Genomic DNA, 26,169 nt, shown 5'->3' on the forward strand with positions numbered 1-26,169 from the left:
CTTTCTAAGCGATAAAACTAGTCTTTTTTCACCGTTAAATGTAATTCATCCAATTGATCTTGTGCCACATGGTTTGGTGCTTCCATCATTAAGTCATAACCACGGCCCGTTTTTGGAAAAGCAATCACTTCACGGATATTTGGTTCTTTTGCTAATAACATAATAAAGCGGTCTAATCCAAGGGCAATTCCTCCGTGAGGTGGGAATCCATATTCCATCGCGTCTAGTAAGAAACCAAACTGGCTCTGTGCTTGTTCAGGTGTAAAGCCGAGTAAGTTAAACATCTCGTCTTGTAAGGCTTTATCATTAATTCTGACACTACCGCCACCTAATTCATAGCCGTTAAGGACAATATCATAGGCATTCGCTAAAGCTTCTTTCGGGTTCGCTTTAAGTGCTTCAATATCTTTATTTTGTGGTGAGGTAAATGGATGATGCATTGCCACATAGCGTTGAGATTCTTCATCATACTCTAAGAGTGGCCAATCTACTACCCAAATAAAGGCGAATTCATCCTCATCATATAATTGATGAACTTTACCTAAATGATTACGTAGAGCACCTAATGCTGCTTGAGTGACTTCAAGTTGATCCGCTACAAAGAAGACAATATCCCCTTTTTCGAGTTCTAATTTCTCTTGGAATACGGCTAAATCTTTTTCATCAAAGAATTTTGCAATCGGTCCATTTAACCCTTCATCGGTTAATTTAATCCAAGCTAGACCTTTGGCACCATAAGGTTTCACAACCTCGGCTAATGCATCGGCTGTTTTACGTGAGTACTCATCCGCTAACCCTTTCAGGTTAATCCCTTGAACGACGCCTCCACTTGTCACAGTGTTTTTAAAGACGCCAAATTCACAGCCCTCAGCCCATTCGGTAACATCTCGTAACTCAAGGCCAAAGCGAATATCTGGCTTATCAACCCCATAACGCGCCATTGCTTCGGCATAGCTAATGGTTGGGAATGGCTGATCGAATTCTAAGTTCATCACTTCACGCATGACTTGCTTAATCATATCTTCAGCCAATTGTATAATTTCGCCTTGAGATAAGAAGCTGGTCTCTAGGTCCACTTGAGTAAATTCAGGTTGACGGTCACCCCGTAAGTCTTCATCTCTAAAGCAACGTACAATCTGATAATAACGGTCAAATCCGGCCGCCATTAACAATTGCTTAAATAATTGAGGCGATTGCGGTAAAGCATAAAACTCACCCGCCTCTCGACGTGTTGGCACTAAGTAATCTCGTGCACCTTCAGGTGTTGATTTCGTTAAGAACGGTGTTTCAACATCGACAAAGCCCGCATCATTTAAGAAATTACGAATCGATTGGACCACCTGATGTCTTAACTTTAAGTTTCTAAACATTTTCGGCCGACGTAGGTCTAAGTAACGATATTTAAGACGGACTTCTTCTGAAGCATCGAGGTCATCTTCAATATAGATGGCTGGTACTTTACTACGCGTGAGTATTTCAAATTCTTTTGCAACTAATTCCATTTTACCGGTCGGATGGTTTAAGTTAACTGCGTCTTCACTTCGATAACGAAGTTCACCGGTCACTTCAATAATATACTCCGTACGAATTTGATCGACGTCACTCATTTGGTCTTTTAAAATTTCAGAGTCAAAAACAATTTGACAGATTCCTTCACGGTCTCTTAAATCGACAAAAATTAATTTTCCTAAATCACGTCGCTTTTGGACCCACCCTTTTAAAGTTAAAGTTTGGCCAATCATCGATTCATTAACTAATCCTACATAAGTTGTTCGTTGTGTCATGTCTATTCTCCTTTAAAGTAGTTATCAATTACCGATGTATCCATCGTTATTTGACGGAAAAAAACATCCGGTTGTGTTAACCAATCTGATAAATTAACGCTAATTTGTTTTTGTGTTTCAGTATTTTTCAATGTAAAGCTTTGCGATTGAACTTCGTCTTCCCCGAGGACAATGACTGTTTTTGCTTTCAATCTATCAACTGTCTTAAATTGCGATTTCATACTGCGTCCCATATAATCACGGTCCGCTTTTAAACCAGCTTGTCGAGCTGCTTGAATAATCTCCATCGCCATCGCATCAATGGTTTCTCCCATACAAATAACGAAAACATCCACTGCTTCATTTTCTGGAACAGCAACTTTTTGATCTTTTAATAATAAAATTAATCGTTCTAAGCCAATTCCAAAGCCAAAACCTGGTGTTGAAGGTCCACCTAATTCTTCAACGAGTCCATCGTAGCGTCCGCCCCCACAAATGGTCGACTGACTTCCAATGGAATCATCTTCCACCATCATTTCAAAAATCGTATCTTGATAGTAATCAATACCTCGCACTAAGAGTGGGTCTACCTCGTATGGAATCTCTAATGCTTCTAACATTGATTGAACCTTTTGAAAATTATCGAGACTCTCTTGACTTAAATAATCAGAAATCTTAGGCGCTTTAACTAATAATTGTTGATCCTTTGCGTCTTTAGAATCTAAAATACGTAGAGGATTTGTCTCAAGTCTTCGGCGTGAATCTTCACTCAGCTCCTCTTGGTGCGGTGTTAAATATTCAATTAATGCGTCAATAAACTGACGACGCTCTTCTGGATGACCAATCGTATTAATAACGAGCTTTATATTAGTCAAACCTAATTCCTCAAATAAGTCCCAAGCCATCGCCATGACTTCCACATCCATCGCACAATTGTCTGTCCCTAAAACTTCGACACCCATTTGATTGAATTGACGTTGTCGACCGGCTTGGGGACGTTCATAACGAAACATCGGTCCCGTGTAATAGAGCTTATAAGGCTTTGGATATTCTGGTCCAAACAGCTTGTGCTGTACAAAAGCTCGGCAGATAGAAGCTGTGCCTTCTGGGCGTAACGCGATACGACGGCCTCCTTTATCTTCAAAATCATACATTTCTTTGGAAACCATATCCGTCTCATCGCCCACACCACGTTGGAATAACTCGTAGTCTTCGAAAATCGGTGTTCTGATTTCTTCAAAATTATAACTTTCAAATACATTTCGTGCTGTATCTTCAACGTACTGCCAAATATAAATCTCGCTTGGCAAAATATCTTCGGTGCCTTTTGGTTTCTTAATCATCTTATCAACCTCTCTATCATATTCATTAAAAAAGCCCTATGGCAAATAGCCATAGGACGTTCATTACAACGTGGTACCACCTATTTTTGTAATCAAAAAATGATTTACCTTCAAACGATAACGTCGTTAACGGAACTGAATCTTCTCCACAATGTCAAACAGAATGCTGACTACTTCACACCACCCAGTAGCTCTCTGATTTATTCTATATATAAGTTGCTTCATCGAATTTAAGTATATAGATATAATTTAAGCCTAAATCAAGCAATTGTCAACATTTTTCATTCTGGCGACATATATTACTATTCGATGACAAAGACGTTTTATATCGTAAAATACGTTATAATTATCTTTAACATCACTATAAGGTAGGATCCGTATGATTGAATCTTTGCAACGTTTTATTTTCAAAATTTATACCGAAAAATATTTTCCGTTATTTATTGCGATGACCTTTGCAATTGTGTCATTGCTGACCATTACCGCCCTGGTCCGTGAAGAAGTTTACACCATTGAAAACCAGACTATCACATTGAGAGTGGGAGCCGCTACGAACAGTAGTGCCATTACAACGTTAAATAAAGGGGACCGTGTTGAAATTCTCTCTGAACGGAACGGTTGGTATAATGTTGTCGTGAATGGACAACAAAATGGTTATGTGCCCAGTTGGTTATTGAATAAAGATCAACCTATCGATGACACAGAACTCGCAGTACATATTGAAAAAACGACACCGCTTTACCAAAGCGCCCATACTGACTCGACGATTATTCATCAAATCCCAGCTGATGAGTACCTTAAAGTTAACTTTGAGAATAATGGTTGGTTACAAATAAATTATAAAAATGATCAAGGTTATATTAAAACCTCTGAGGTCACTTTGATAAGTCAAAATGATATTCCGGATAAGTCCCACGAAAGTATTACGTCAAATAATGATTTACTAGCGGGTTTAACACCCGAAGAAGCCAGCAAAATCATTTATATGCGACAAAATAATCAAGCGCTCTATGAGTATCCTGATGGATTAAGTCCCGTGATTTATCACCCGACTTATAACCAACGCTTTGAATACTTGTCAACGAATCAAGATACAACAGGTCATGATTATTACTTTGTTCGCGATGATGAAGGTACTGAAGGCTACTTAAATTCAAGTCACGTGGCCTTTGCGAGCGATTATATTGGCCATGAAACACCCGAACGTCCTGCTTCAATCAGTGAAGCAGTTATCCACGTCGATGCCGGACATGGCGGAATGGATCCAGGAACTTCTTCTTTAGACGGTACTTTACATGAGAAAGATTACACTCTTCCTACCGCTTTATATCTAAAAGAAGCTTTAGAAAAAATGGGTGCTCGTGTCATCATGAGTCGTGAAGAAGATATTATGATTGGTTTAGAAGAGATTGCCCAAATGAGTAACGATAATCAAGTTGATGCATTTGTATCCATCCATTTTGATGCGCTCGATGACCCGACTTGGGGAGGTACCGCAACCTATTATTTCCATGAAAATGATTACGAGCTTGCTGAAACAATTAATGAGCGACTCAAAACCATCGAATTGGAAAATAACGGAATTGTCTTTGGTAACTTCCAAGTCTTACGTGATAATCATCGCCCATGTCTATTATTAGAACTCGGCTATATGACCCACGAAGCAGACTTGTCTTACTTTACGAAAGAAGAAAACCAACGTAAATTAGCTCAAGCAATTGCAGAAGGGTTACAAGATTACTTTAAATAAAAACCAAAGGACCATCAATCATTTAGATTGATGGTCATTGTTTTACCAGTCTCTATCTTTTGAATCAATTAACAATGTCATCGGACCGTCGTTAACAATCTTGACTTGCATATCCGTTCCAAATTCTCCCGTTTCAACTTTAAAACCTAGCGCTCTTAATTGCTCATTAAAGTCTTCGTAAAGTTGATTTGCATGGTCCGGTTGGGCAGCCCGGATAAAGCTAGGTCGGTTCCCTTTCTTAGTATTCGCAAATAAACTGAATTGACTAATGGACAATATCTCGCCTTGAACATCTTTTAACGAAAGATTTGTCTTTCCATCTTCATCTTCGAATAATCTTAAGTTGGCAATTTTTCGAACGCAATATTCGACATCCGACGCGTCATCATCATGGGTAACCCCAACTAAAATGACAAAGCCTTTATCAATCGAGCCAATCGTCTGTTGATTGACTTCAACCGAACTTTGTAGGCTTCTTTGAATCAATATACGCAATTTATTCACCCTTTAATTTGATAATCGACGAACTTCATAAACATTCGGAATATTTTTTAATTTGACCATTAACTCATCCAATTGCTGAGTATTTTTCACTAATACCCGTATCGTTACAATCGATCCGTTATTTTCATTAACTTTCCCATTAAAGCTATTTAAATTTGTCACAGTATGATTAATGACATGTAAGATATCATTTAGAAGCCCTGATCGATCAAAGCCCTCAATAATAATCTTGGCTTCATAGCCTCCCTCGTTCTCACTGTCTTGATCCCAATGCACTTCAATAAGACGATTTTCTAAATCATCTTCAGCATTTAAGTTAGGACAATCCATACGATGAACTGAAATACCACGACCACGCGTAATATAACCGACAATCTCATCACCGGGTACTGGATTACAGCATCGGCTGAGACGAATCATTAAATTATCAACACCCTCTACGACTACACCACTCTCATGAACAGAGCGAGGTTGAGTTTTTTGAGTAGTGGGCTTGACTTGTTTTTGAGTAAGGATAGCTTCTTTGGCTTTCGGTTTAATTTCTAAATAATTTATAATGCTGGCAGCACTGATTTCACCTAATCCAATGGCAGCATACACATCTTCAATCGTTGCAAAATTAAATCGCTCCAAAATCCCTTGCTCATTTTTCTTCGTAGTAATTACTTTTAGGGTACTACCAATTTCTTTGAGTTCGCGTTCTAAGATATCTTGCCCTATTTCGCTATTGAGCTCACGCTCTTCCATCTTGAAGAACCGTTTGATACGGTTTTTAGCTTTACTTGTTGCAGTAAAGTTCAACCAATCTCGGCTCGGTCCTTTAGAATTAGGATTCGTTAAAATCTCTACAATATCACCATTACGTAGCTTGTAGTCCAGCGGGACGATTTGACCGTTAATCTTTGAGCCCACTGTCTTATTACCAATCTCAGAATGGATGTGGTAAGCAAAGTCAATGGGGCATGATCCGGTTGGTAATTCAATGACATCCCCATTTGGCGTAAAGACATACACTTGGTCTTTAAAGATATCTTCTTTAACAAAATCCATAAACTCGCTCGCATCTCGAGCCGCATCTTGTAATTCTACTAAGTCACGGAACCAGTCTAATTGCTTCTTGATTGTGTCATCTTCTTCGACTTTATCGACTCGGCCTTCTTTATAAGCCCAGTGCGCTGCGACCCCATATTCCGCAACATGATGCATTTGATGGGTACGAATTTGAATTTCAACTGGCTTCCCATTGTTACCAATCACTGTCGTGTGAATTGATTGATACATATTGGCTTTTGGCATGGCAATATAGTCTTTAAATCGACCAGGCATTGGTTTCCAGCGAGTATGGACCGCACCTAAAACGGCGTAACAATCTTTGATGGTTGGCACAATCACCCGAATGGCTAATAAGTCATAAATATCATCGAAATCTTTCTTTTGATCAACCATTTTTCGGTAAATTGAATAAATATGTTTAGGTCTACCATAAATTTCTGCTTCAATATTCAAATCTTCAATTGAACCTTGAATATCTTTAATCGTTTGTTCAATAAAAGCTTCCCGTTCAACTCGCTTACTATCCATTTTCTTCACAATATCATAGTAAGCGTCTTTATTAATATAGCGTAACGCAATATCTTCGAGCTCCCATTTAATCGAGCTAATCCCGAGGCGATCCGCTAACGGTGCGTAAATTTCAATCGCTTCTTGCGATTTTTCAATTTGTTTCTCAGGGCTTTGATATTTCATCGTGCGCATATTGTGAAGGCGGTCAGCCAATTTCACGATAATTACCCGCATATCTTTTGCCATCGCTAGTAGCATTTTACGATGATTCTCAGCTAAGGCTTCCTGTTTACTTTGAAATTTCAACTTCCCTAACTTTGTAACCCCGTCGACTAAAAAAGCGACAGTTTCGCTAAAGCGTTCCGCAATTTCATCGAGTTCAATCTCTGTATCTTCAACCACATCGTGTAAGAATCCAGTTGCAATCGTATCCGGATCCATATGTAGCTCTGCTAAAATTCCAGCAACTTGGATACTATGAATGATATAAGGTTCTCCAGATAGTCGTAGCTGGCCTTCGTGAGCTTGGGTGGCAAACTCGAGTGCCTTTTTGATGAAAGCTACCTTAGTCTCATTCATATATTCACTACATAATTGGATGACTTCTTCTGCACTTAAATCATGACCTCTCACTCAGCTCGCCTCCTTCTATTGATTGATATTTTGTATTGGGTTTTTATTCACTAACAATTTGAATTCCTTTTGAAGCGCCAATTCTTGTCGCACCAGCTTCAACCATATTCAACGCATCTTGGCGATTGCTTACGCCACCGCTCGCTTTGATGCCAATTCTGCCTTGAGTAACAGTATTCATTATTTGAACATCATTTAAGCTAGCACCGCGATTTGAGAATCCAGTTGAAGTCTTCACAAAATCGGCTCCTGCATTAACAGTTGCTTCCGTTGCGTTTTTGATTTCTTCATCTGTTAAAAGCGCTGTCTCAACAATCACTTTTAAAATAGCTTTGCCTTTAACAGCTTCTGCAATTTGTTTAATTTCTTCTTCAACAGCTTCCCATTGTCCATCTTTCGCTTGACTAATATTGATTACCATATCCACTTCAGTGGCACCGTTCGCAATCGCATCTTTCGCTTCGAAAATCTTCGTTGCGGTCGTATTCGCTCCAAGAGGGAACCCAATGACGGTACAAACTTCAACGTCACTCCCCTTTAATAATTCAGCCGCTTGTGGTACAAATGCCGGATTAACACAGACAGACTTGAAGTCATAGTCTTTTGCTTCTTGACAGAGTTGTTTAATTTGTGCTGAAGTTGCATCAGCTTTTAATAATGTGTGGTCGATTAATTTATTTAATTTCATAAAGGTACTTCCTCTCTTATAATTCTAATTGATAACTTAAAGCACTTAATAAATAGATTGGCGCTGTCTCTGCTCTGAGAATACGTGGACCTAAACTACAACTTAAGTAGTTTTGTTCATTTAAATATTGAATCTCCGATGGATCAAATCCTCCTTCAGAACCAAATACAGCGATAATGCTGTCAGTGGATTTAACGGATTCGAAGGCTATTTTTAATGCCCCATGTTGCCCACTTTTTGCGGTATCTTCATACATTACCCAGCGATGATCTGCTTGGATCATCTTCGTCATTTCTTGTAGCGTCATCAGGTTATGGACGTAGGGAATTATTTCTCGTTTACTTTGTTGCGCTGCTTCTTTAGCAATTTTTTGGAGTCGTTCAACACGTTTTTGAGCTTTTTTGGGCTCCCATTTCACTACATCTCGTCTTAATACTAATGGAATAAATTCCATCATACCTGTTTCGGTTGCTTTTTGAACAATCCAATCTAGCTTATCATTTTTAGATAAACCACAAGCTACAATGACTTTAACTGGTAATTCACGTTCAAAATAAACTTGGTCTAATGTCTCAAGTTCCCATTCTTTTTCCGGTAGTGCTTGGAGCTGACAGCGATACGTCTGACGCTCTGAATCAACTACATGAATAATCTCCTGACTTTTTAATCGCATAACATTAATGATATGGTGCATATCATCTTGATTAAGTTGAAATCGGTCCCCTGTCTGTAATCGATCAGAATAAAAATATTGTTGCATCCAAATTCACCTCGAAATTCGACGATATACGATGGATACCCAATCATTTAATGGATATGATGCTACCCATTCAAAAGGATACGTCGTTAAATCCTCTTGGATAGATGGTAATTTATCTTGTAGAATTCCACCCAATATCAAGTAGCCCCCCTCACTGAGTAATCGGGTTGCATCTTCGAACATTCGAACAAGAATATGCGGTAAAATATTGGCTACAATCAGATCAGCAGGTTGGTCAATATCAACCAATAAATCATTTTGTTTAAAGTTTAACCGATTACTTTGTACCAAATCACAAATTGCTGTATCGGTTTGATAAGCCATATTTTCCTGAGCTGATTTTACCGCCATTTCATCCAAGTCTAACCCGAGCACTTCACTCGCACCTAAGGCCGCACTCGCAAAACTCAAAATACCCGTACCACAACCGACATCGATAACTTTATCACCGGGTTGCAATACCGATTGAATTGCTTGCGTAATCGTTTCAGTGGTTGCATGATGTCCCGTACCAAATGACATTCCTGGGTTCAATATAATCACATGTTCTCCCGGTTGGCATTCATAACTTAGCCACTTTGGCACAGCTACCAAGCGATCAGTTAGATGCTTAATTTCGTAATAGTCCATCCAATTTTGTTGCCAATTTTCTTCTTGCATTTTTTCTACTTCTAGAACATATTCCCCAAGAAGTCGTTGTTCCAACCACCCACACCACTCAGCTTGAAAATCATCTTTTTCATAGTAGACGATGAGTTGAATGGGTTGTTCGCGTTGACTCTCTGAAAGTTCTAGTGGAATCTCACCAAACCAGTCTTGATCGGATGTATTCATATATGTGACAGCATTTTTCACTTCGACTCCGCTCGCACCTAACTCGTTTGCATAATCAGTGATTTCTTCAATCAAGAGATTGTGTCCTTGCGGAATAGTGATAATGTATTGATACCAATATTTAATTTTAACCCTCTCCTTTAATACGGGAAATAAACCCGTTTGGGATTATAGCGACCCGACTGCTTCATCGTCTGAACGAGGCGTTGATACTCACAGTTATTCCACTGAATCAAGTTGAGCTCCTCACTAAAAGGCTGTTCATGGAGCTGAAGTCTTATCTTAGCCACTTGCCGTCGAGTATATTCTACAATACAGTACAATTCTCCAATCGCAATCCCTTGCTTATCATCGATGGGAATCGTATGAGATTGATGAAATTGCAACTGATCAATCGCATTTGAATTGTATAAAATTAATTGATAAACATACACAGGTGTTTCAAACGGATGGTTCGGCAGCAATTCATCTTTTAAGGGGTATTGAAATTGAATCGTAATAAATTCTTGGTTGTTAACCCAACTAATTCCCCACTCACAATGAAAGTAAGCTGCCTCCATTAAGTCTTCTAAAACATCCAATATATATACATTATACATCACTTCACCTCGCTTATCATAATACTATTATGAATGACTCGTGAATGTTTAGCAATCCAATATCGACCAACTTATTTTTTATTTGCTATTTAGAAGGAATAACGATATAATTTTTATGACTTTATGATTGGCCAAATGCCATAAATTAAGAGATATTAGTCCAAAGAATTATGAGGTGATCGACATGGCAGAAAAAAATTTAACGGCAAAAGATATTTTACAAAAAGAATTCAATCGCTCAATGCGTGGATATAATACCGCTGAAGTTGATGAATATTTAGATAGTATTATTCGTGATTACGATTCTTTCCAAAAAGATGTCGCCTATTTAAAAAATGAAAATGAACGATTAATTAGCAAAGTTGATGAATTATCTAAACAGCTTGCTTTAGCTAAAAAGAATGTCCCTACTTCACCAGGTAGCGGCGTCACCAACTTTGATATTTTGAAACGTTTATCAAACCTTGAAAAGCATGTTTTCGGTTCAAAAATCGATAATACCGACAATACGATTGATTACACACAATCAACCAAATTTTAATTTTAAGCTATAGTAAATTTCGGATAATCGCGGCGTATCAGCTGAGGAAAGTCCATGCTCGCACAAGCTGAGATGCTTGTAGTGTTCGTGCTTAGCGAAACAATAAGCTAAGGGAGTATTTATACTTACGGCAGCTAAACAACCTAAGGCCTAGTGCAATGGTTTAGTCAGCTCTAAGGTGCCACAGAGACGAGTCTTATTAGAAATAATAAGAATGGAACGGGTAAACCCCTCGAGCGAGCAACCCAAACTAAGGTAGGGGCACTCTCTCTAACAGGAATTCAACTTACGAGAGAGACAAATTTATTTGTAGATAGATGGTTATCCCATCACGATGATTCCTATGTCTTCGTGATGGACAGAACATGGCTTATAGAAATTTACTACTCATAGGTAATGACTCTGGTTATCAGAGTCTTTTTTAATAAGAGAAGGAGGCACTTATGCAACAATATCAACTTATTGCAACGGCTGCAGCAGGAATCGAAGGACTAGTCGCTAAGGAATTACAAGCCTTAGGCTATGAAACTCAGACTGAAAATGGCCTTGTCAAATTCCAAGGCAACGCCCACGATATCGCTCGGACAAACTTATGGTTACGAACAGCTGACCGTGTCAAAATATTATACGGAGAGTTTCAAGCAAAAACGTTCGAATCCTTATTTGATCAAACGTACGCTCTACCTTGGGAGGATATCATCCCACTAGACGGCGAATTTCCCGTAAGTGGTAAATCCATCAAATCAACCTTGCATAGTGTGCCAAACGTTCAACGGATCGTTAAAAAAGCTATTAGCAAGAAATTACAAGATTACTATCACCGCCGACAATTCTTGCCAGAAACAGGAGACTATTACCCAATCGAAGTAGCGATTCGAAAAGACGTCGTCCGAATTACACTGGATGCGAGTGGAACAAGCTTATTTAAACGTGGCTACCGTGAAGAAAAAGGAGGCGCCCCACTAAAAGAAAATATGGCTGCAGCCTTAATCCAACTGACGACTTGGTATCCTGACCGCCCCTTATATGATCCGATGTGTGGTTCCGGGACAATCCTAATTGAGGCGGCATTAATGGGGCATAATATCGCGCCAGGACTGTACCGTCATTTTGCTGCTGAGAAATGGCAACTCCTCAATCAAACTGAAAACCCCTGGGAACAGCAACGTATTGAAGCACGCCAATCTATAAATCACGACGTGGCGCTACAACTTTATGGTAGTGATATTGACCATCGCATGATTGAAATTGCGAAAGCCAATGCTGATCAAGCGGGTGTTGGAGAATCCATTCAATTCAAGCAGATGCAAATTAATGATTTCTATCCAACGGATGAATATGCTCTACTAATCACCAATCCACCATACGGAGACCGTCTAATGGATGAAGAAAGCGTTCATGAACTGTACCGAACGATGGGTGAACGTCTAAATCCGCTGACGACTTGGAGTAAATATATCTTAACCAGCGACGATGACTTTGAAACTTATTACGGCCAAGTCGCGAATAAGAAAAGAAAATTATACAACGGTGCACTTAAAGTCACTTACTATCAATTCTGGTCACAATCAAATCGCAGCCATAATTGATCAATGGGAATCCCCTCTTTCGCTTGATGCAATGCTTGCCGTGCTAGTTGATCGGCGTAGCGATTGTCTCGCTCGCTGACCCACTTTGCAAAGAACAAAGAATACGCATCAATATACCGAAGTAAATTCTCAAGGAGCCGTTCATAGCGTTCTTTTTTAGCATAACGCTTGTGAATCGAATCAATTACGATTTGACTGTCCGATTGATACTGAATTAACTCTATTGGGGATGCAATGCCCTTTAAGTGATGCATTGCGATTATCGCAGCCGCAAATTCCGCTTGATGATTATCATCCACATCGGTTAAATAATATTGATATTGGTAGCGTTGAGCGCCATCGATGACAATCCCAATTCCTGCGGTTTTTTGGACGGGATGATAGGCAGCATCCGTATATATTTGAATCACATTGTCTCCCCCTAAATTCTTATTAGAAAGGTTGTTTATGAATCCAATTCCTTTCCCTCACTCTAGTGAAAATGATTTAAAACGAAGTCAAAATTTACTAATGAATCATAAAGTTGCGCAAGCCGAACTAATCCTTCGCCAAAGCCTTGAACATCAGTACGATATGAGTATTTTTAACGAATTAGTTGCAATCTATCTCGATCAAAAAGATCACAAAGCAATCAAACAACTATGGCAGGACTATCCTGCATCAACCGATGATTTTATTCAATCAACTTCTTTGGCGAAAAGTTATATTGAGTCGCAAGCTTTGATGCCTTATCGATCACAGTCTTTATTGACACTATATGCCTTGAAAGACCACTATGCTGATACAGAGCTCTTATCGTCGATTAATTTTGCGATCGAGCGATTTCGACAAATTGAATCCCTTGAATCGATACTCGATACATTGAATTTATCGACTGATAATCCTGACGATATTTTCCAACAATTCACGCAAAAAACGAACTTATCACTTCAACAAATCTTGCAATACTTGAGACAATCAAACCACGAAAATTTACCTGCGCTAATGCAACAACTCTTACTACTTGAATCTCTCGATAATTATAATAAATCATTCATCCTAGAATGGTTTATCCAAAACCAAGCTCCTACTGAATTGGAGCTTTACTGGTTTGGTGAAAGAATTGAAGTCAATACGTCAAAATTACCGATGCTCAGCGAAAGCTCTCAATATCTGCATGGATGCGATATTTTTCAAGACTTCTTTGATCAATTTGATCCCCATTTGGCAGAGAGCACCTTTGATTTATTTCAATACAGTGCTCGGAGTTTCTATCCGAAGTTGGACGAATGGCGAGATTATTTACCGACCTGGCTGAATCAGTTATTTCAGCACCAATCCTCTAAATCAGGCACCATTCAAAATGATCCCACTACTGCGCAACATTTTTCGCGCATCTTAAAGGACTATGCGGCATTTTTACTCGAACACGAGACTACTCCCCCTGAGGGACAATAACTTGTAAAGCAGATGGAAGTGCCTCTAATTCAATGGGCAATACAGGTCCACTATTACCATCAACATTCACAAACCGCTCCATACCATCGACTTGTTCGATGGTTATTTTTTGACTTGATAGTGTTAGATAATGAGATTGGTCTGTCGTGTCTCGCTTATAATCAACGGCGGCACGGATCGTATCCAGTGTTGTATCTCCTTTAACTGCGATAAGATGAATCAATCCGTCATCTACCTTTGCATGCGGAATCATTTGCTGGAAACTCCCCACGCTATTTGTTAATCCCACAATGACTAAATTTGTTGTAAGTTGATGCAGCTCGCCCTCCATAGATTGAATTCGCAGCGTCATGCCATCTTGATCAAAAAATGTCTGCACCCCTTCTCGGACATAAGCCATAAAGCCCATTCGCTCTTTATCTTCACTTGACGTATTCATCACTGTATCAGGAAGCGCCCCAATCGCTACAACGTTAATAAAGTATTCATCATTAATTCGTCCCACATCGATAAATTTTGTTGTGACCTTGGAATATTCTTCGATCAGTTGGTTTGGATTTAAGTTTAATTTCAAAGCGCGCGCTAAATCGTTCGCTGTTCCTAACGGGATAAAGCCAAAAATAGGACGCTCAGAATTTTGCATCAGACCATTCGCAGCTAGCGTTAAGGTACCATCACCCCCAAGACAGATTACTGTCTTGTATCCTCGATTCGAAGCCGTCATACACTCGCGATAGATATCTTCGGCGGATTGTGAAATTTTGATATGACAGACTGCCCCATAATGCTCTTTTAATTGTTTTGCAAGTAACTCCCCATATCTTGGAGACTCGCCTTTACCAGCTGATGGATTACATACAATTAATACTTTTGAGAACATAAGCTTCCCCCGATATTCATAACATGAAATAAAATAAAAAAACTGTTAATATATCATTTAGATTACACTTTAACAAGTTTTCATTCAACTCATTTCATTTATAGTATAATTGAAAGCGACAATGTGCGATTCACTAATATAGTGTATTCGATATGTATATTTTATATTATTGCGAAAGGATGGTGGATATTGGCATGGATTCAAAAGATTCGAATCAAAATAATCTTCAATCAAAAAATAAAATAAATCAATCCAAGCATAAGGCACCTGAGATCAAAGAGAATTTAGAAGCGACTCAAGTCCATAAATTCTCACCTCCAAAAAAATCGGATGATACTAATCAAGAATTAACTAAAGTCATCGATCGAAAAGCACTCAATAAAAAATTAAATAAACAAGACGCGATTAAAGCTGCGCATCGTCAAAATCTTGAGAAACGACAACAAGCTAACTCGAACACGATGTCGGAGAAACATCACATAGACGGTCGTCGAACAACGGAGCTCCCATCTCGGCGAAACCGCAAAAAAGCTCGTCCTTCTTTAGAAAGTTGGTTTAAGCGTCCTACTTCTCAGACTGGGGCTGAAGAACCCTCTAATGATTCACAAAAGAAAAAAGCTCGTTCAAGATCAAAAACTAGCTCAAAAGATACTGGTCCATCGAACTATTCTTTAAGCCAATATACTGCGAAAGAAAAAAGTCAGATGATTTTAAATATTGTCTTAGGAGTATTTGGAAAGCTATTACTCATCGCTCTTGTAATCCTTTTATTAGGTGGAGCTCTTGTTGGAGGTATTGGCATTGGTTACTTTGCGAACCTAGTCTCTGATACCCCACCACCAAGCCGTGAAGAAATGGCCGCTAAGATTAACCATTTAGAACAACAGAGTACGTTATATTATGCGAGCGGCGAACCGATTGCGAATGTTCGAACGGATATTGTACGCTCGATTACAGAACTTGAAGATATTTCACCATTCATTATTGATGGATTAATCGCTACAGAAGACGAGCACTTTAGAGAGCATCCTGGCGTTGTGCCTAAAGCCATTATCCGAGCGACCATTGAAAATCTACTCACAGGATCAGGTACCGGAGGATCTACCTTAACTCAACAATTAGTGAAACAACAATTATTGACTGATGAAGTTACATTCTTCCGGAAAGCCAATGAGATTCTATTAGCTTTACGTGTTGAGAATTACTTCTCTAAAGATGAAATTTTAACCGCTTATCTCAACGTTGCTTCCTTTGGACGCAACAACAATGGTGATAATATTGCGGGAATTGGCAAAGCTGCAGAAGGTATTTTCGGAGTTAAGCCAAGTGAGGTTACCCTTCCCCAAGCAGCATTCCTAGTGGGATTACCTCAAGCTCCTTATAACTATACGCCATATAATCAATATGGTCATTTACGTGAAGATTTAACCGATGGTATTGAACGAATGCATGAAGTTTTATTCCGGATGTACCGTGAACAAAAGATTACTAAGGAACAATACGAAGAAGCTAAGCAACACGATATTACGAAAGACTTCTTACCGATGGTTCCGCGTCAAGAAGAACGTCAGTCCTATCTCTATAACACCATTATGAAAGGTGCAATTGAGAAATTAATGCTGATGAAGATTCAAGCCGATAATCTATCTTGGCAAGAAGTCTATCAAGATGATGATTGGTATAATGAGTATTACTTTGAGGCTGAAAAACAACTGCAACTCGGTGGTTATAAAGTCTATTCAACCATTGACCGAGAAATTTATGATCAACTACAAGTCTCTGCCCAAGCCTATAACGACCAAATTGGTGTTACCTATGACGGTATCTATACCGATCCTGAGACTGGCCATGAGACTTACTATGTAGAATCTGTTCAAACTGGAATGGTTGTAATTGAGAATGCTACCGGTAAAGTCTTAGGCTTTGTTGCCGGAACAGACTTTGAAAATAACCAGATTGACCATGCTTTCAGCATGCGACGTTCACCAGGTTCAACCATTAAGCCGCTGGCAGTTTACGGACCCGCGATTGAAAATAATTTAATTAACCCGGCCACTGTTGTACCCGATACAGCCTTTATCGAAGAATACGAAGATGGCAGCTACTGGGCTCCAACTAACTATGGTAATGCGATAAGTAATACAAATATTACCGTTCGTAGAGCCTTACTACGTTCAGACAACTTACCTGCGATTCGAGTCTACAACGATCTCATTCAACGTGGTGTGCCAATTATTGACTACTTAGCGCAAATGGGCTTCAACACCGTCGATAGTTACACCTATGAGGATACACAGAACTTAGCCTTCTCCATTGGGGGTGTCACAACTGGACCGACCGTCTTCGAAGAGACCCGGGCCTTTACGACCTTTGCTAATGGGGGTAAGTATATTGAAGGTTACTTTATTGAACGAATTGAAGATGCGTTTGGTAATGTGATTTTCCAACAAGATACGCCGGCTAAAGATGTCTTCAGCGAAGATACCAATTATTTAATGGTTGATATGTTACGAGACACCTTGTCTCAAGGGACAGGACGCACAGCCAATGAAAATCTTGCCTTTACTGCAGACTGGATTATGAAAACCGGAATTAGTGAGCACTCAAAAGATATTTGGGTTCTCGGTTCGACTCCTAAAGTAACCATTGGTTCTTGGATTGGCTATGATTCAAGATATCAAGACTATACGATTGATGTAAATGATGGATTCGGATTAGAATCCGTTCGAAGCCAAATATATTGGGCTAAGATTGTTAATGATCTTTACAATTTACGCCCTGATATCTTTGGTACAGAGCAAACCTTCCAGCAACCTGAATCGGTTATCCAACAAGAAATCGTTGAACTTACCGGTACACTACCTGGAACTACCATCGTTAACGGTCAAACTTATAATCTCTCTGGACCGCTGAAGAGTGAGCTCTTCAAGATTACCAACCCGGCCCCACCCTTAACAAGTAATTTCTTATTTGGGGCGACAGAAGAAGAACAATATTCATTCTGGTCACAACAAGCCAGCCTAGAGTATAAGTTAAGACAACAGCAGCAACAACAAGAAACGACGACTGAAGATGATGAAGAAACGACTCAAGAAGCTTCAGAAGAAGTCTCTGAAGATACTTCAAGTAATGATCAATAGGCATTTAACCACATTAACGCCCCAAAATTGGGGCGGTTTTTTTACAATAAAATAAGGTTGATGGATACATTTCCATCAACCTTTTATTATCAAATTGATTTATTCTTCTGTTGTCTTACGATGCTTAATTTTATGTGGTAAGTTCACCCTTCTCTCGTCGACTTCCTCATTATTCATAACTTTCGTCAACAGACGCATTGCCACAGCTCCAATATCATAGAGTGGCTGTTGAATACTTGATAAGGCTGGGCGAACAATTTCAGAGATTAATGAATTGTCATTGGAGATAATTTCAAAGTCTTCAGGAACTTGAATACCACGATCTAATAATTCAGACATCACTGCCGAAGCAAGTGCATCATCTTTAATAATCGCTGCATCGGCTTTCGCTTGCAACAGTTGCTCCACAATATTACTTGCATCTTTATAAGTCAATGAACCTTGAATTAATAATGAATCATCAAAGTCCACTTGATGCTCGGATAACGCACGTTTATACCCCTCAACTTGTTGAGTTGATAATAAGATATGTGGGCGCCCCGTTACAAGTGCAACGCGCTTCTTATGGGTTAACAGGTTCGATGTTGCATCATGATAAGCAGCAATCATATCGATATTTACACTATACGCGTCTTCAATGTCATTCGCTGTTCCAGCAAATACCACTGGTGTATTGGTCCGTTCAATCTCACGTTTAATTGAATCGGTCACATTCTCCGCCATAAAGACAATCCCATCTACTTGATTATCTAACATGGTATTGAAGACTTGAATTTCTTTTTCTTTACTTTCATCAGAGTTCGCTAAGATAATGTTATACTTATACATCAACGCAATATCATCAATTCCTCGAGCGAGTTGCGCGAAGAACAAATTGGTAACGCTCGGCAAAATAACGCCAACCGTCGTCGTCTTCTTACTTGCTAATCCTCTTGCCACTGCATTTGGACGATAGTTTAATTTTTCGATTACATCTGAAACTTTCTTACGGGTACTTGGTTTAACATTTGGGTTTCCGTTAACTACACGTGAAACCGTAGCCATGGACACACCCGCTTCTCTTGCAACATCATAAATTGTAATAGTTTGTTTCGCCATGCCGGCATCACCTCTTTCATTCTAACATATCCAATGTAGCATAAAACCCAAAGGGTTGCAAGCGCTTAATTCCCTTTTGCGATATCTTTTCATTTATTTTCATAGAAAAAATGCTCACATTTGGTGAGCATTTCTTAATTCAACTTTCAATCGAATTATTTAGCGTCCTTGGCAGCTTTTTGAACTTTATCAGCAGATTCTTTAGCTGAGTCTTTTAAGTCTTTTGCTGCATCTTTTGTTTCATCTGCTAAGTGCTTAGCTTCTTTTTCAGCTTGTTTAGCACCAGCTTCGACTTTATCTTTAGTTTCTTTTGCTTCAGATTCAAGTTCTTGACCTGCAGCCTTAGCTTCTTTTTTCGCTTCTTCTGCTACATCTTTGGCATCAGATTTAACGTCTTCCCACTTATCTTCAGCTTTGTCCATTGCTTGGTCAAATGAATGTCTTACATCATACGCTGTTTCACGAATTTGAAGTTCAACATCATCTCTCATCTCAGCTGCTTGGTCCATTAGATCTGCACCGCGATCCATTGCGTAATCTTTGTATCCCTCTGCTTTGATTAAGAACTCATCAAATTCGTCTGAGATATCTTGACGTAATTCTGCCCCTGATTTAGGAGCGAATAATAAAGCTGCAATACCTGCTACAGCAGCACCAAATACTGCTCCTAATACAAATTGTCCATCATTGTTTGATTTTCTCATGAATAATCCCCCTTTAGAATTTAATTATTTTTTAATAACAACTTCGCCCGCTGTTTTAGACGGTTGTTTATCCGTTAAATTAAATAAATCGTTCTCTTCTTGAGTCCAGTAATGTTCTGTCGAACGTATTGGCTGTTGTTTAACCGGCTGTCCCTTTCTTGAATAGTCGGTCGCATAAGTTCGTTTACGATTTATCGTTGGCTTGGCAATTCGAGCAATTCGACTGAGTGTATTGGGCTTTTTCTTTCTAAAACTTGCACCACTTAAAAAATTCGATGCCATCGCTTTAGTTGAATCATTAACCTCAGAAACTGTTTCACCCAAGTCACCAATGGCAGTGAATAAAGGGTCTGTTTTGTTTAATTTACCACCAACATCATCTACCAATGCATTTGTCTTATTCAATAGCCCTTCGACTTCAATCGATAAATTATCGACGTCTTTAGTAACAATATCAATCGTATTATTTAACTTATTGACCGTTACACTGACTTCTTTAATCACATCCGCTACTTTTGACAAATTGAGACAAATAAATGCAACTAGCACTGCAAAAGAGATTGCAGCAATTAGTCCTGCTAATCCACCTAATGACACGCTATACTTCACCTCTTTTCACTGTTTGTATTTATTATACATTGATTTACTTTCAACTACAAATAATTCTTACCGACATTTCATCCGTCAGTATGGTACACTGAAGAAGTAAATAGTATGAAAGGAGCACTATTTTGAACTTATTTAACTACTTCGAATCCGTTCTTCGCAGTCGTCTGCCTGAACAATTATCCGAACATTCAATTGATTTGATTATAATTATTTCTTCAATGATTGCTTGTACATTGCTAATGTTGATTGCTCGCTATGTCATTAATAAATTAATGAACGAGAACTTAATCCAAAAAATTAGTCTCAATCGATCACGTTCAATTAGTCGTATTCGGACGATCAACAGTATTTTGCGAAATCTTTTTATGTATTCGCTTTACTTTATCTATGCTTATACCATTCTTGATTTACTAGGTCTGCCTGTTCGAACATTGGTAGCAGGAGCTGGAATTGCGGGGGTAGCAATCGGTCTTGGTGCCAAAGACTTAATCAGTTCGTTTATTACGGGGTTCTTTATCTTATTCGAGAATCAAATGGAGATTGGTGATTTAGTTGTAATTAACCAAGAGATTATGGGGACGGTTACAAAAATCGGAATCCGAACGTCAACCATTCGGACCGCTACTGGGGATAATTATTATATTGAAAACAGTGAAATATCAATAATTAATAATATGAGCCGCAGTATTCGCCAAATTAACATCGACTTACCCGTCAGTGATTTGAATGATCTCTCAGCTTTTGAATCTGTTATTCACCAGACAACCGAGGAGATTTGTCAAAACTATAATAGCGTCATTACTGATGAGCCTACTTATATTGGTCTCGTTCGAGGCGAAGGGCAATCTTTTAATTATCGAATCTCGATTCGCGTTCAAGTAGGAGAGGATTATGTCCATTCAGGTATTTTCTACCGTGAATATTTTCGCGCTCTTCAAGCACATCAATACCATATCCCTTACTCAATTTACGACACCATTCCAGCTACCGATATTTAATCGGCAAGCTGGGATGCTGTCTTTTTAATTTTTTCAATTTGTTGATCTGTCAATGTTAAATCCTTCGAATGAAGTAAATGATTTAAACGAGATAACAAATTACGTCGGGTCACAATCCCTAGGAAAGTCTGATTATCATCCACAAGACATAAGAAGTTATCTGTAACAAGTTGAGATAGAATGTATTCAAACGAAGAATTGCGGTGAATCATAATTGGTTTTACTAATTCGATATCTTTAACTTGAATATCATTGAGCACCAATAAATCAAAATTTTGATTTTTTAAGGCTTCGTTAACAATGACTCTTAAATTGATTAATCCTACAAGTTGGTCTTTATTATTAAGTACAGGGATCGTTGAATACTTGCGATTGGTTAAAATCATCAGTGCGGTAATTAACGAATGTTCCTGATAAACACTGGCAACATCTTCACTTGAAATTAAAAAGTCATCCACATCGTTCATAATTAACTTTGCTAAAGCTTGATTAATCAAATTATTCTCCCTCATTCCATTCAAATTGTTGTGATAATTCTTTTATTTTTTCATGCTTCAAACTGTAATAATCTACAATAACTCCACTTTCATTCAACGTGATGAGCGCATAAGTTGAATCTGGATATGCCCCCCGAGATCGACTCACACTTCCTGGATTAATCAATGTACAATCTGAATAGCGAGTCACCCTCAAACAATGCGTGTGACCATGTAAGACGATTGAAGCGCCGACTTGATTTGCGCAATGACGCAATCCTTCATCAGACCAATTCACTTGATACAAATGCCCATGAGTGATAAATAGTTTCCCATAAGGGGTTTCTAAAACTTCTTGATCAGGATAGTCTGGATAAAAATCCATATTTCCTTTTACAACGACATCCACGGATTGCCAGATTGGGTCATCGGGACGGAATTCAGAGTCTCCACAATGAATAATATAATCAACATTCGGTCGATATTTAGCGATTAGCGATTTAACATAATCATACTGTCCATGATTATCACTAAGAACCAGTAGTTTCATCTTGAACTCCTTCTAACCATGTAGGTAATGATTGTTGTAATTGATCAATCGCACGGCGGCGATGACTCACCTTATTTTTTTCATCAAGTGGCATTTGCGCAAAGGTTTGTTTCGCAGGCGGATAGTAAAAGAGCGGGTCATAACCAAACCCTTCATCCCCTTGCAGTACTTCAAGTATCAGTCCTTCAGCCTTTCCTTCAACGGATAAATAGGCTCCGTTCGGCGCATAAACAACTAGGTGTGAGACGAAATAAGCCTTGCGTTGATCACCTTCTAATCCTGTCATTCGTTCCAATAATTTAAGATTATTTCGGTGGTCATCTTTAGGCTCACCACTGTATCGAGCGCTATATATTCCAGGCTCATTCCCAATCGCTGGCACAACTAACCCTGAATCATCAGCTAAAGCATAGGCTTGATATTTTTCAGCGATTGACTTAGCTTTAATCAAAGCATTCGCTTCAAAGGTATCCCCATCTTCAATAATTTCTTGATGATCGTTTAATTCAAGTAATGACGTTACCTCAAAGCCAAACGGTTCAAGTAATGGAATAAATTCTTTAATTTTGTGCTCATTATGGCTCGCAATAATAATCTTCACAAATAATGTCTCCTTTAATATGGCATGGTTTCACTTCAATCGTTGAATCTTGTAACCAAACACGTGAAAAGTGGGTAAATTGTTCTGCATTTCCCGTGGTATAAATACGTAAAGTGGCCGGATGATCCAATGCATCGTGAGTGGTCTTACTAATATTAAAATAATCAAGGACCATACTCACTTCATTAATTGTCTCTACACCAGAGTCAATTAAAGTCGTATCTTCTCCCATTACCTCTTGAATTTGATCGTAGAGATGCGGATAATGCGTACAACCTAGTACTAAAGTATCAACCTGCGCCTCTTTAAACGGCTGAAGTCGTTGCTCAATCACTTGAAACGTCGAAGGTTGATCCATCGCATTATCTTCGACAATCGTTACAAATTCCGGGCAGGCAATACTAAAAAGTTCTAAATCCATATTTTTATTACGCATCACTTTGGCATACATTTCACTCTTAATAGTACCTTCTGTTCCAATCACACCAATGCGACCCGAGTGGGTCATTTTAATTGCGGCTCTCGCTCCTGCATGAATAACACCGACTACCGGTATTGACACTTGACTTCGGATTGTTTCCAATGCCGCTGCTGTTCCAGTATTACAGGCGATGACTAACATTTTTATTCCTTGGTTTAGTAGAAAATGAGTTAATTGGTGGATATATTTTCGGACGTCCTCTGACGATTGGGGTCCATAGGGCGCTCTTGCACTATCGCCCAAGTAGATAATCGATTCATTGGGTAACTGACGTAAAAGTTCCTTCACTACGGTTAAACCACCGTATCCTGAATCAATCACGCCAATTGGCAGGTTCCTCATTTCATCACCTAGTTCCTTTTATTCTTAATTAAATTATACTATAAGATTAGAAAAACCTCGAATGAAATTCGAGGTTTTGTAAAATATAATAATCGAATATTTATAGACTACTACGTTCGCTCTTCCAAAGTTGATATGAGCGTTTTAACGTATTTATCATGCCCTTGTCACTATAGACGAGCACATTACTCTTGTAAAATACCATCGATACCATCAATAGTATTATAGCAAAAACGATTGATAGAATTACTGAAATAACAATCTCTTGAGCGCTGACTGTACCCGCTGCAATTCTTAATGGCATGACAAACGGAGTGAACAGTGGGAATTGAGAACCAATACGCACTACCGGATTGTTCGTACTATTCAAGGCATACATTCCTATGTAGAATCCAGCAACCCCGATAAAAACCAGTGGGCTGACCATCTTATTAACATCTTCTGTCTTAGAAACGAGTGAACCTAAGAAGCCACTCAATGAGGTATACATAATAATACCCAAGAGAGCGTATAATAATCCAAGGTAAATCACTGGTCCAGATTCTTTGAAAATCATCGATAAATCAAACGGTAATTGAGCGGTTAAATCAGTGAAAACAGCGAATTGATTTTTAATAAACCAAAGAATCAATCCAATGATGATATAAATCGCAATTTGAGCCGCAATGACCATCGCAATTCCGAGTAATTTGCCTAGGAAATGTGAGGTAGCACTAATACTTGAAAGAATAATCTCCATAATTCGAGATCCTTTCTCGGCCGCAATTTCTTGCGAAATAATCGACACATAATTAATGATAAAGAAGAAGACTAAGAAACATACTCCGTAGGCCGCTCCCATTTTGATTATTTCAGCTGGGTTACTTGTTGATACTTCTTTCGTCTCGCCACCTTCATTAAATGAGACATTAATTTTATCGATAAAGACATTTTGGTTTTGTAACTTCATTAAGTCTTGATCACTGATGCCAAGTTCCTTAGCCTGCTCAAGCATTTGATAATTTGAAATCACCGAAGCAATTGATTTAGTATCGATATCTTTGCTTGTTGTTTTGCGGTAATATTTCAGATTAGTTAAATCATCTTCCCAAACTAGGTACCCTTCAATTTGATCCGATTCTAATTGGCTTCTAGCTTCATCCATTGACAAATCAAAATGAATCTCATTTCCGGTGTCAGCTTGTTGAATTAATGAAACCACCTCACTCGGTGCATCCACTACTGCAATTTCACCGATTGAAGACTGAGCAGCATCGCGTCCAATAAAGAAAGCAACTAAGCCGACAATTGCAAGGGTAATAAATGGGCTGAAAACCATCCAGAAGAATGACCATGATTTTACATTTTTACGAAATACTTGTTTGGCAACAATCCAAGTTTTATTCATGATGCTCACCTGCTTTCGTTTTAAAGATTTCTTCGAGGGTTGGTGGTAACTGTACGAATTTCGCAATATACTGACCTTTTGTGATGATTTGATAGAGCTCTTTACCATAGGATGCATCTTCAAGATGCAAGACATAATTATTCGGATATTCTTCAGTCACTGAGGTAACCCCTGGCAAGGCCTTTAATTCTTCCAATGTAAAATCCTCGGTCTCGATAAAGAGTCGAGTTCGACCGAAACTTTCACGAACTTCATGGACCCCACCATAAAGTACCTTATTCCCATTATGGATCATTAATAATTTATCGCACATGGCTTCAACGTTATTCATATTGTGACTTGAGAAGATAATGCTGCTGCCTTTCGATTTTAATTCCATAATTCCATTTTGAAGTAGCTCCGCATTCACCGGATCTAGTCCACTAAAGGGTTCATCTAAAATTAATAACTTCGGTTCATGAATTAAAGTCCCAATCACTTGCACTTTTTGTTGGTTACCTTTGGATAATGTTTTAATTTTATCGGTCACTTTCCCTTTAACAGCAAATTTCTCCATCCAAAATTCCAAACGTTCAATAATTTCATCGCGCTCCATTCCGCGCAATCTAGCAAAATAAATCACCTGGTCTTGGATGGTCATATTCTCATAAAGTCCACGTTCTTCAGGTAAATAGCCGACAATATTACGAACTTGATTGCTCACGGGCATTCCGTTCCATGTTACTGTGCCACCTTTTTCGGGGTGTAAGAAATCCAGCAACATCCGGAAAATCGTCGTTTTACCCGATCCGTTTTGCCCGATCATCCCCATAATCGTTGCAGGTTCAACGGTAAAACTGACATCATTTACAGCGACTAAGTCACCAAATGTCTTCGTTAAGTGTTTTGCTTCTAACATC

General features: G+C 38.8%; 25 protein-coding genes and 1 other RNA gene. 7 read left to right on the top strand and 19 right to left on the bottom strand.

Going from position 1 to position 26,169, the window contains the following annotated elements; translation table 11 throughout:
• Nucleotides 1-17: 17 nt before the first annotated feature.
• Entirely contained in the window at nucleotides 18-1,784 is a 1,767-nt protein-coding gene (gene aspS, locus CYJ57_RS02380; RefSeq protein WP_101953927.1) for an aspartate--tRNA ligase, read from the bottom strand.
• A gap of 2 nt (nucleotides 1,785-1,786) precedes the next feature.
• Nucleotides 1,787-3,106 carry a histidine--tRNA ligase gene (gene hisS / locus CYJ57_RS02385; RefSeq protein ID WP_101953928.1) on the bottom strand — a complete coding sequence of 440 codons (1,320 nt, stop codon included), beginning with the start codon at nucleotides 3,104-3,106 and terminating at the stop codon, nucleotides 1,787-1,789.
• Between the two features lie 379 nt (nucleotides 3,107-3,485).
• On the opposite strand from hisS, the gene CYJ57_RS02390 reads away from it, so the two are divergent.
• Nucleotides 3,486-4,856, top strand: a complete 1,371-nt coding sequence (locus tag CYJ57_RS02390) for an N-acetylmuramoyl-L-alanine amidase family protein (protein WP_101953929.1) — start codon at nucleotides 3,486-3,488, stop codon at nucleotides 4,854-4,856.
• Nucleotides 4,857-4,898: 42 nt separating this feature from the next.
• On the opposite strand, the gene dtd is transcribed toward CYJ57_RS02390, so the two are convergent.
• The 6 genes from dtd to CYJ57_RS02420 form a co-directional block, all read right to left on the bottom strand.
• Nucleotides 4,899-5,351, bottom strand: coding sequence for a D-aminoacyl-tRNA deacylase (dtd, locus tag CYJ57_RS02395; protein WP_101953930.1), 453 nt, complete (start codon nucleotides 5,349-5,351; stop codon nucleotides 4,899-4,901).
• Nucleotides 5,352-5,363: 12 nt separating this feature from the next.
• Nucleotides 5,364-7,502: a RelA/SpoT family protein gene (locus tag CYJ57_RS02400; protein ID WP_101953960.1), complete on the bottom strand. Its 2,139-nt coding sequence runs from the start codon at nucleotides 7,500-7,502 to the stop codon at nucleotides 5,364-5,366.
• 97 nt (nucleotides 7,503-7,599) lie between these two features.
• Nucleotides 7,600-8,244: a deoxyribose-phosphate aldolase gene (gene deoC / locus CYJ57_RS02405; protein ID WP_101953931.1), complete on the bottom strand. Its 645-nt coding sequence runs from the start codon at nucleotides 8,242-8,244 to the stop codon at nucleotides 7,600-7,602.
• A gap of 16 nt (nucleotides 8,245-8,260) precedes the next feature.
• Nucleotides 8,261-9,004 (bottom strand): 16S rRNA (uracil(1498)-N(3))-methyltransferase, encoded by a 744-nt coding sequence (locus tag CYJ57_RS02410; protein WP_101953932.1) that lies wholly within the window; start codon nucleotides 9,002-9,004, stop codon nucleotides 8,261-8,263.
• 6 nt (nucleotides 9,005-9,010) lie between these two features.
• Nucleotides 9,011-9,913, bottom strand: coding sequence for a 50S ribosomal protein L11 methyltransferase (locus CYJ57_RS02415; protein ID WP_180764356.1), 903 nt, complete (start codon nucleotides 9,911-9,913; stop codon nucleotides 9,011-9,013).
• A gap of 65 nt (nucleotides 9,914-9,978) precedes the next feature.
• Nucleotides 9,979-10,437 carry a hypothetical protein gene (locus CYJ57_RS02420; protein WP_101953934.1) on the bottom strand — a complete coding sequence of 153 codons (459 nt, stop codon included), beginning with the start codon at nucleotides 10,435-10,437 and terminating at the stop codon, nucleotides 9,979-9,981.
• 184 nt (nucleotides 10,438-10,621) lie between these two features.
• Here CYJ57_RS02420 and gpsB point away from each other — a divergent pair, with 184 nt between their 5' ends.
• The 3 genes from gpsB (at nucleotide 10,622) to CYJ57_RS02435 (ending at nucleotide 12,567) form a co-directional block, all read left to right on the top strand.
• On the top strand, nucleotides 10,622-10,978 hold the full coding sequence (gene gpsB / locus CYJ57_RS02425; protein WP_006701413.1) for a cell division regulator GpsB: 357 nt from the start codon (nucleotides 10,622-10,624) through the stop codon (nucleotides 10,976-10,978).
• A gap of 15 nt (nucleotides 10,979-10,993) precedes the next feature.
• Nucleotides 10,994-11,356, top strand: an RNA gene (rnpB, locus tag CYJ57_RS02430) — RNase P RNA component class B.
• Nucleotides 11,357-11,421: 65 nt separating this feature from the next.
• Nucleotides 11,422-12,567, top strand: a complete 1,146-nt coding sequence (locus CYJ57_RS02435) for a THUMP domain-containing class I SAM-dependent RNA methyltransferase (RefSeq protein ID WP_101953935.1) — start codon at nucleotides 11,422-11,424, stop codon at nucleotides 12,565-12,567.
• On the opposite strand, the gene CYJ57_RS02440 is transcribed toward CYJ57_RS02435, so the two are convergent.
• Nucleotides 12,531-12,977 carry a ribonuclease HI family protein gene (locus CYJ57_RS02440; RefSeq protein ID WP_180764357.1) on the bottom strand — a complete coding sequence of 149 codons (447 nt, stop codon included), beginning with the start codon at nucleotides 12,975-12,977 and terminating at the stop codon, nucleotides 12,531-12,533. The two genes, CYJ57_RS02435 and CYJ57_RS02440, sit on opposite strands and share 37 nt — an antisense overlap.
• Nucleotides 12,978-13,077: 100 nt before the next feature.
• On the opposite strand from CYJ57_RS02440, the gene CYJ57_RS02445 reads away from it, so the two are divergent.
• Nucleotides 13,078-14,004: a hypothetical protein gene (locus CYJ57_RS02445; RefSeq protein WP_219525546.1), complete on the top strand. Its 927-nt coding sequence runs from the start codon at nucleotides 13,078-13,080 to the stop codon at nucleotides 14,002-14,004.
• Here the strand turns inward: CYJ57_RS02445 and CYJ57_RS02450 are convergent.
• Entirely contained in the window at nucleotides 13,982-14,884 is a 903-nt protein-coding gene (locus CYJ57_RS02450; protein ID WP_101953938.1) for a diacylglycerol/lipid kinase family protein, read from the bottom strand. The genes CYJ57_RS02445 and CYJ57_RS02450 overlap by 23 nt on opposite strands.
• A gap of 194 nt (nucleotides 14,885-15,078) precedes the next feature.
• On the opposite strand from CYJ57_RS02450, the gene CYJ57_RS02455 reads away from it, so the two are divergent.
• Nucleotides 15,079-18,024: a transglycosylase domain-containing protein gene (locus CYJ57_RS02455; protein ID WP_101953939.1), complete on the top strand. Its 2,946-nt coding sequence runs from the start codon at nucleotides 15,079-15,081 to the stop codon at nucleotides 18,022-18,024.
• A gap of 99 nt (nucleotides 18,025-18,123) precedes the next feature.
• Here the strand turns inward: CYJ57_RS02455 and ccpA are convergent, their stop codons facing one another.
• From ccpA to CYJ57_RS02470, 3 genes are all read right to left on the bottom strand, one after another.
• Nucleotides 18,124-19,122, bottom strand: coding sequence for a catabolite control protein A (ccpA, locus tag CYJ57_RS02460; RefSeq protein ID WP_006701419.1), 999 nt, complete (start codon nucleotides 19,120-19,122; stop codon nucleotides 18,124-18,126).
• Nucleotides 19,123-19,277: 155 nt separating this feature from the next.
• Nucleotides 19,278-19,826, bottom strand: a complete 549-nt coding sequence (locus CYJ57_RS02465; protein WP_006701420.1) for a YtxH domain-containing protein — start codon at nucleotides 19,824-19,826, stop codon at nucleotides 19,278-19,280.
• 24 nt (nucleotides 19,827-19,850) lie between these two features.
• Nucleotides 19,851-20,435, bottom strand: coding sequence for a DUF948 domain-containing protein (locus CYJ57_RS02470; RefSeq protein WP_244896570.1), 585 nt, complete (start codon nucleotides 20,433-20,435; stop codon nucleotides 19,851-19,853).
• 122 nt (nucleotides 20,436-20,557) lie between these two features.
• Between CYJ57_RS02470 and CYJ57_RS02475 the strand changes: the two genes are divergently transcribed.
• The gene (locus CYJ57_RS02475) at nucleotides 20,558-21,433 is read left to right on the top strand and encodes a mechanosensitive ion channel family protein (RefSeq protein WP_006701422.1); all 876 of its coding nucleotides are present in this window, start codon (nucleotides 20,558-20,560) and stop codon (nucleotides 21,431-21,433) included.
• On the opposite strand, the gene cbpB is transcribed toward CYJ57_RS02475, so the two are convergent.
• The 6 genes from cbpB to CYJ57_RS02505 form a co-directional block, all read right to left on the bottom strand.
• Entirely contained in the window at nucleotides 21,430-21,945 is a 516-nt protein-coding gene (cbpB, locus tag CYJ57_RS02480; protein ID WP_083857158.1) for a cyclic-di-AMP-binding protein CbpB, read from the bottom strand. The genes CYJ57_RS02475 and cbpB overlap by 4 nt on opposite strands.
• Nucleotides 21,932-22,459 carry a YfcE family phosphodiesterase gene (locus CYJ57_RS02485; RefSeq protein ID WP_101953940.1) on the bottom strand — a complete coding sequence of 176 codons (528 nt, stop codon included), beginning with the start codon at nucleotides 22,457-22,459 and terminating at the stop codon, nucleotides 21,932-21,934. The genes cbpB and CYJ57_RS02485 overlap by 14 nt, the downstream gene beginning before the upstream one ends.
• A complete protein-coding gene (locus CYJ57_RS02490) occupies nucleotides 22,440-23,060 on the bottom strand; it encodes an XTP/dITP diphosphatase (protein ID WP_101953941.1) in 621 nt (206 codons plus the stop codon). Before CYJ57_RS02490 ends, CYJ57_RS02485 begins: the two co-directional genes overlap by 20 nt.
• Complete coding sequence (racE, locus tag CYJ57_RS02495) at nucleotides 23,035-23,883, bottom strand: glutamate racemase (protein ID WP_006701426.1); 849 nt, start codon at nucleotides 23,881-23,883, stop codon at nucleotides 23,035-23,037. The genes CYJ57_RS02490 and racE overlap by 26 nt, the downstream gene beginning before the upstream one ends.
• Before the next feature lie 100 nt (nucleotides 23,884-23,983).
• Nucleotides 23,984-25,270, bottom strand: coding sequence for an ABC transporter permease (locus CYJ57_RS02500; protein ID WP_101953942.1), 1,287 nt, complete (start codon nucleotides 25,268-25,270; stop codon nucleotides 23,984-23,986).
• Complete coding sequence (locus CYJ57_RS02505) at nucleotides 25,263-26,168, bottom strand: ABC transporter ATP-binding protein (protein ID WP_101953943.1); 906 nt, start codon at nucleotides 26,166-26,168, stop codon at nucleotides 25,263-25,265. Before CYJ57_RS02505 ends, CYJ57_RS02500 begins: the two co-directional genes overlap by 8 nt.
• Between the last annotated feature and the right edge of the window lies 1 nt (nucleotide 26,169).

The organism is Falseniella ignava, assembly GCF_002847645.1.
Taxonomy (GTDB): Bacteria; Bacillota; Bacilli; order Lactobacillales; family Aerococcaceae; genus Falseniella; species Falseniella ignava.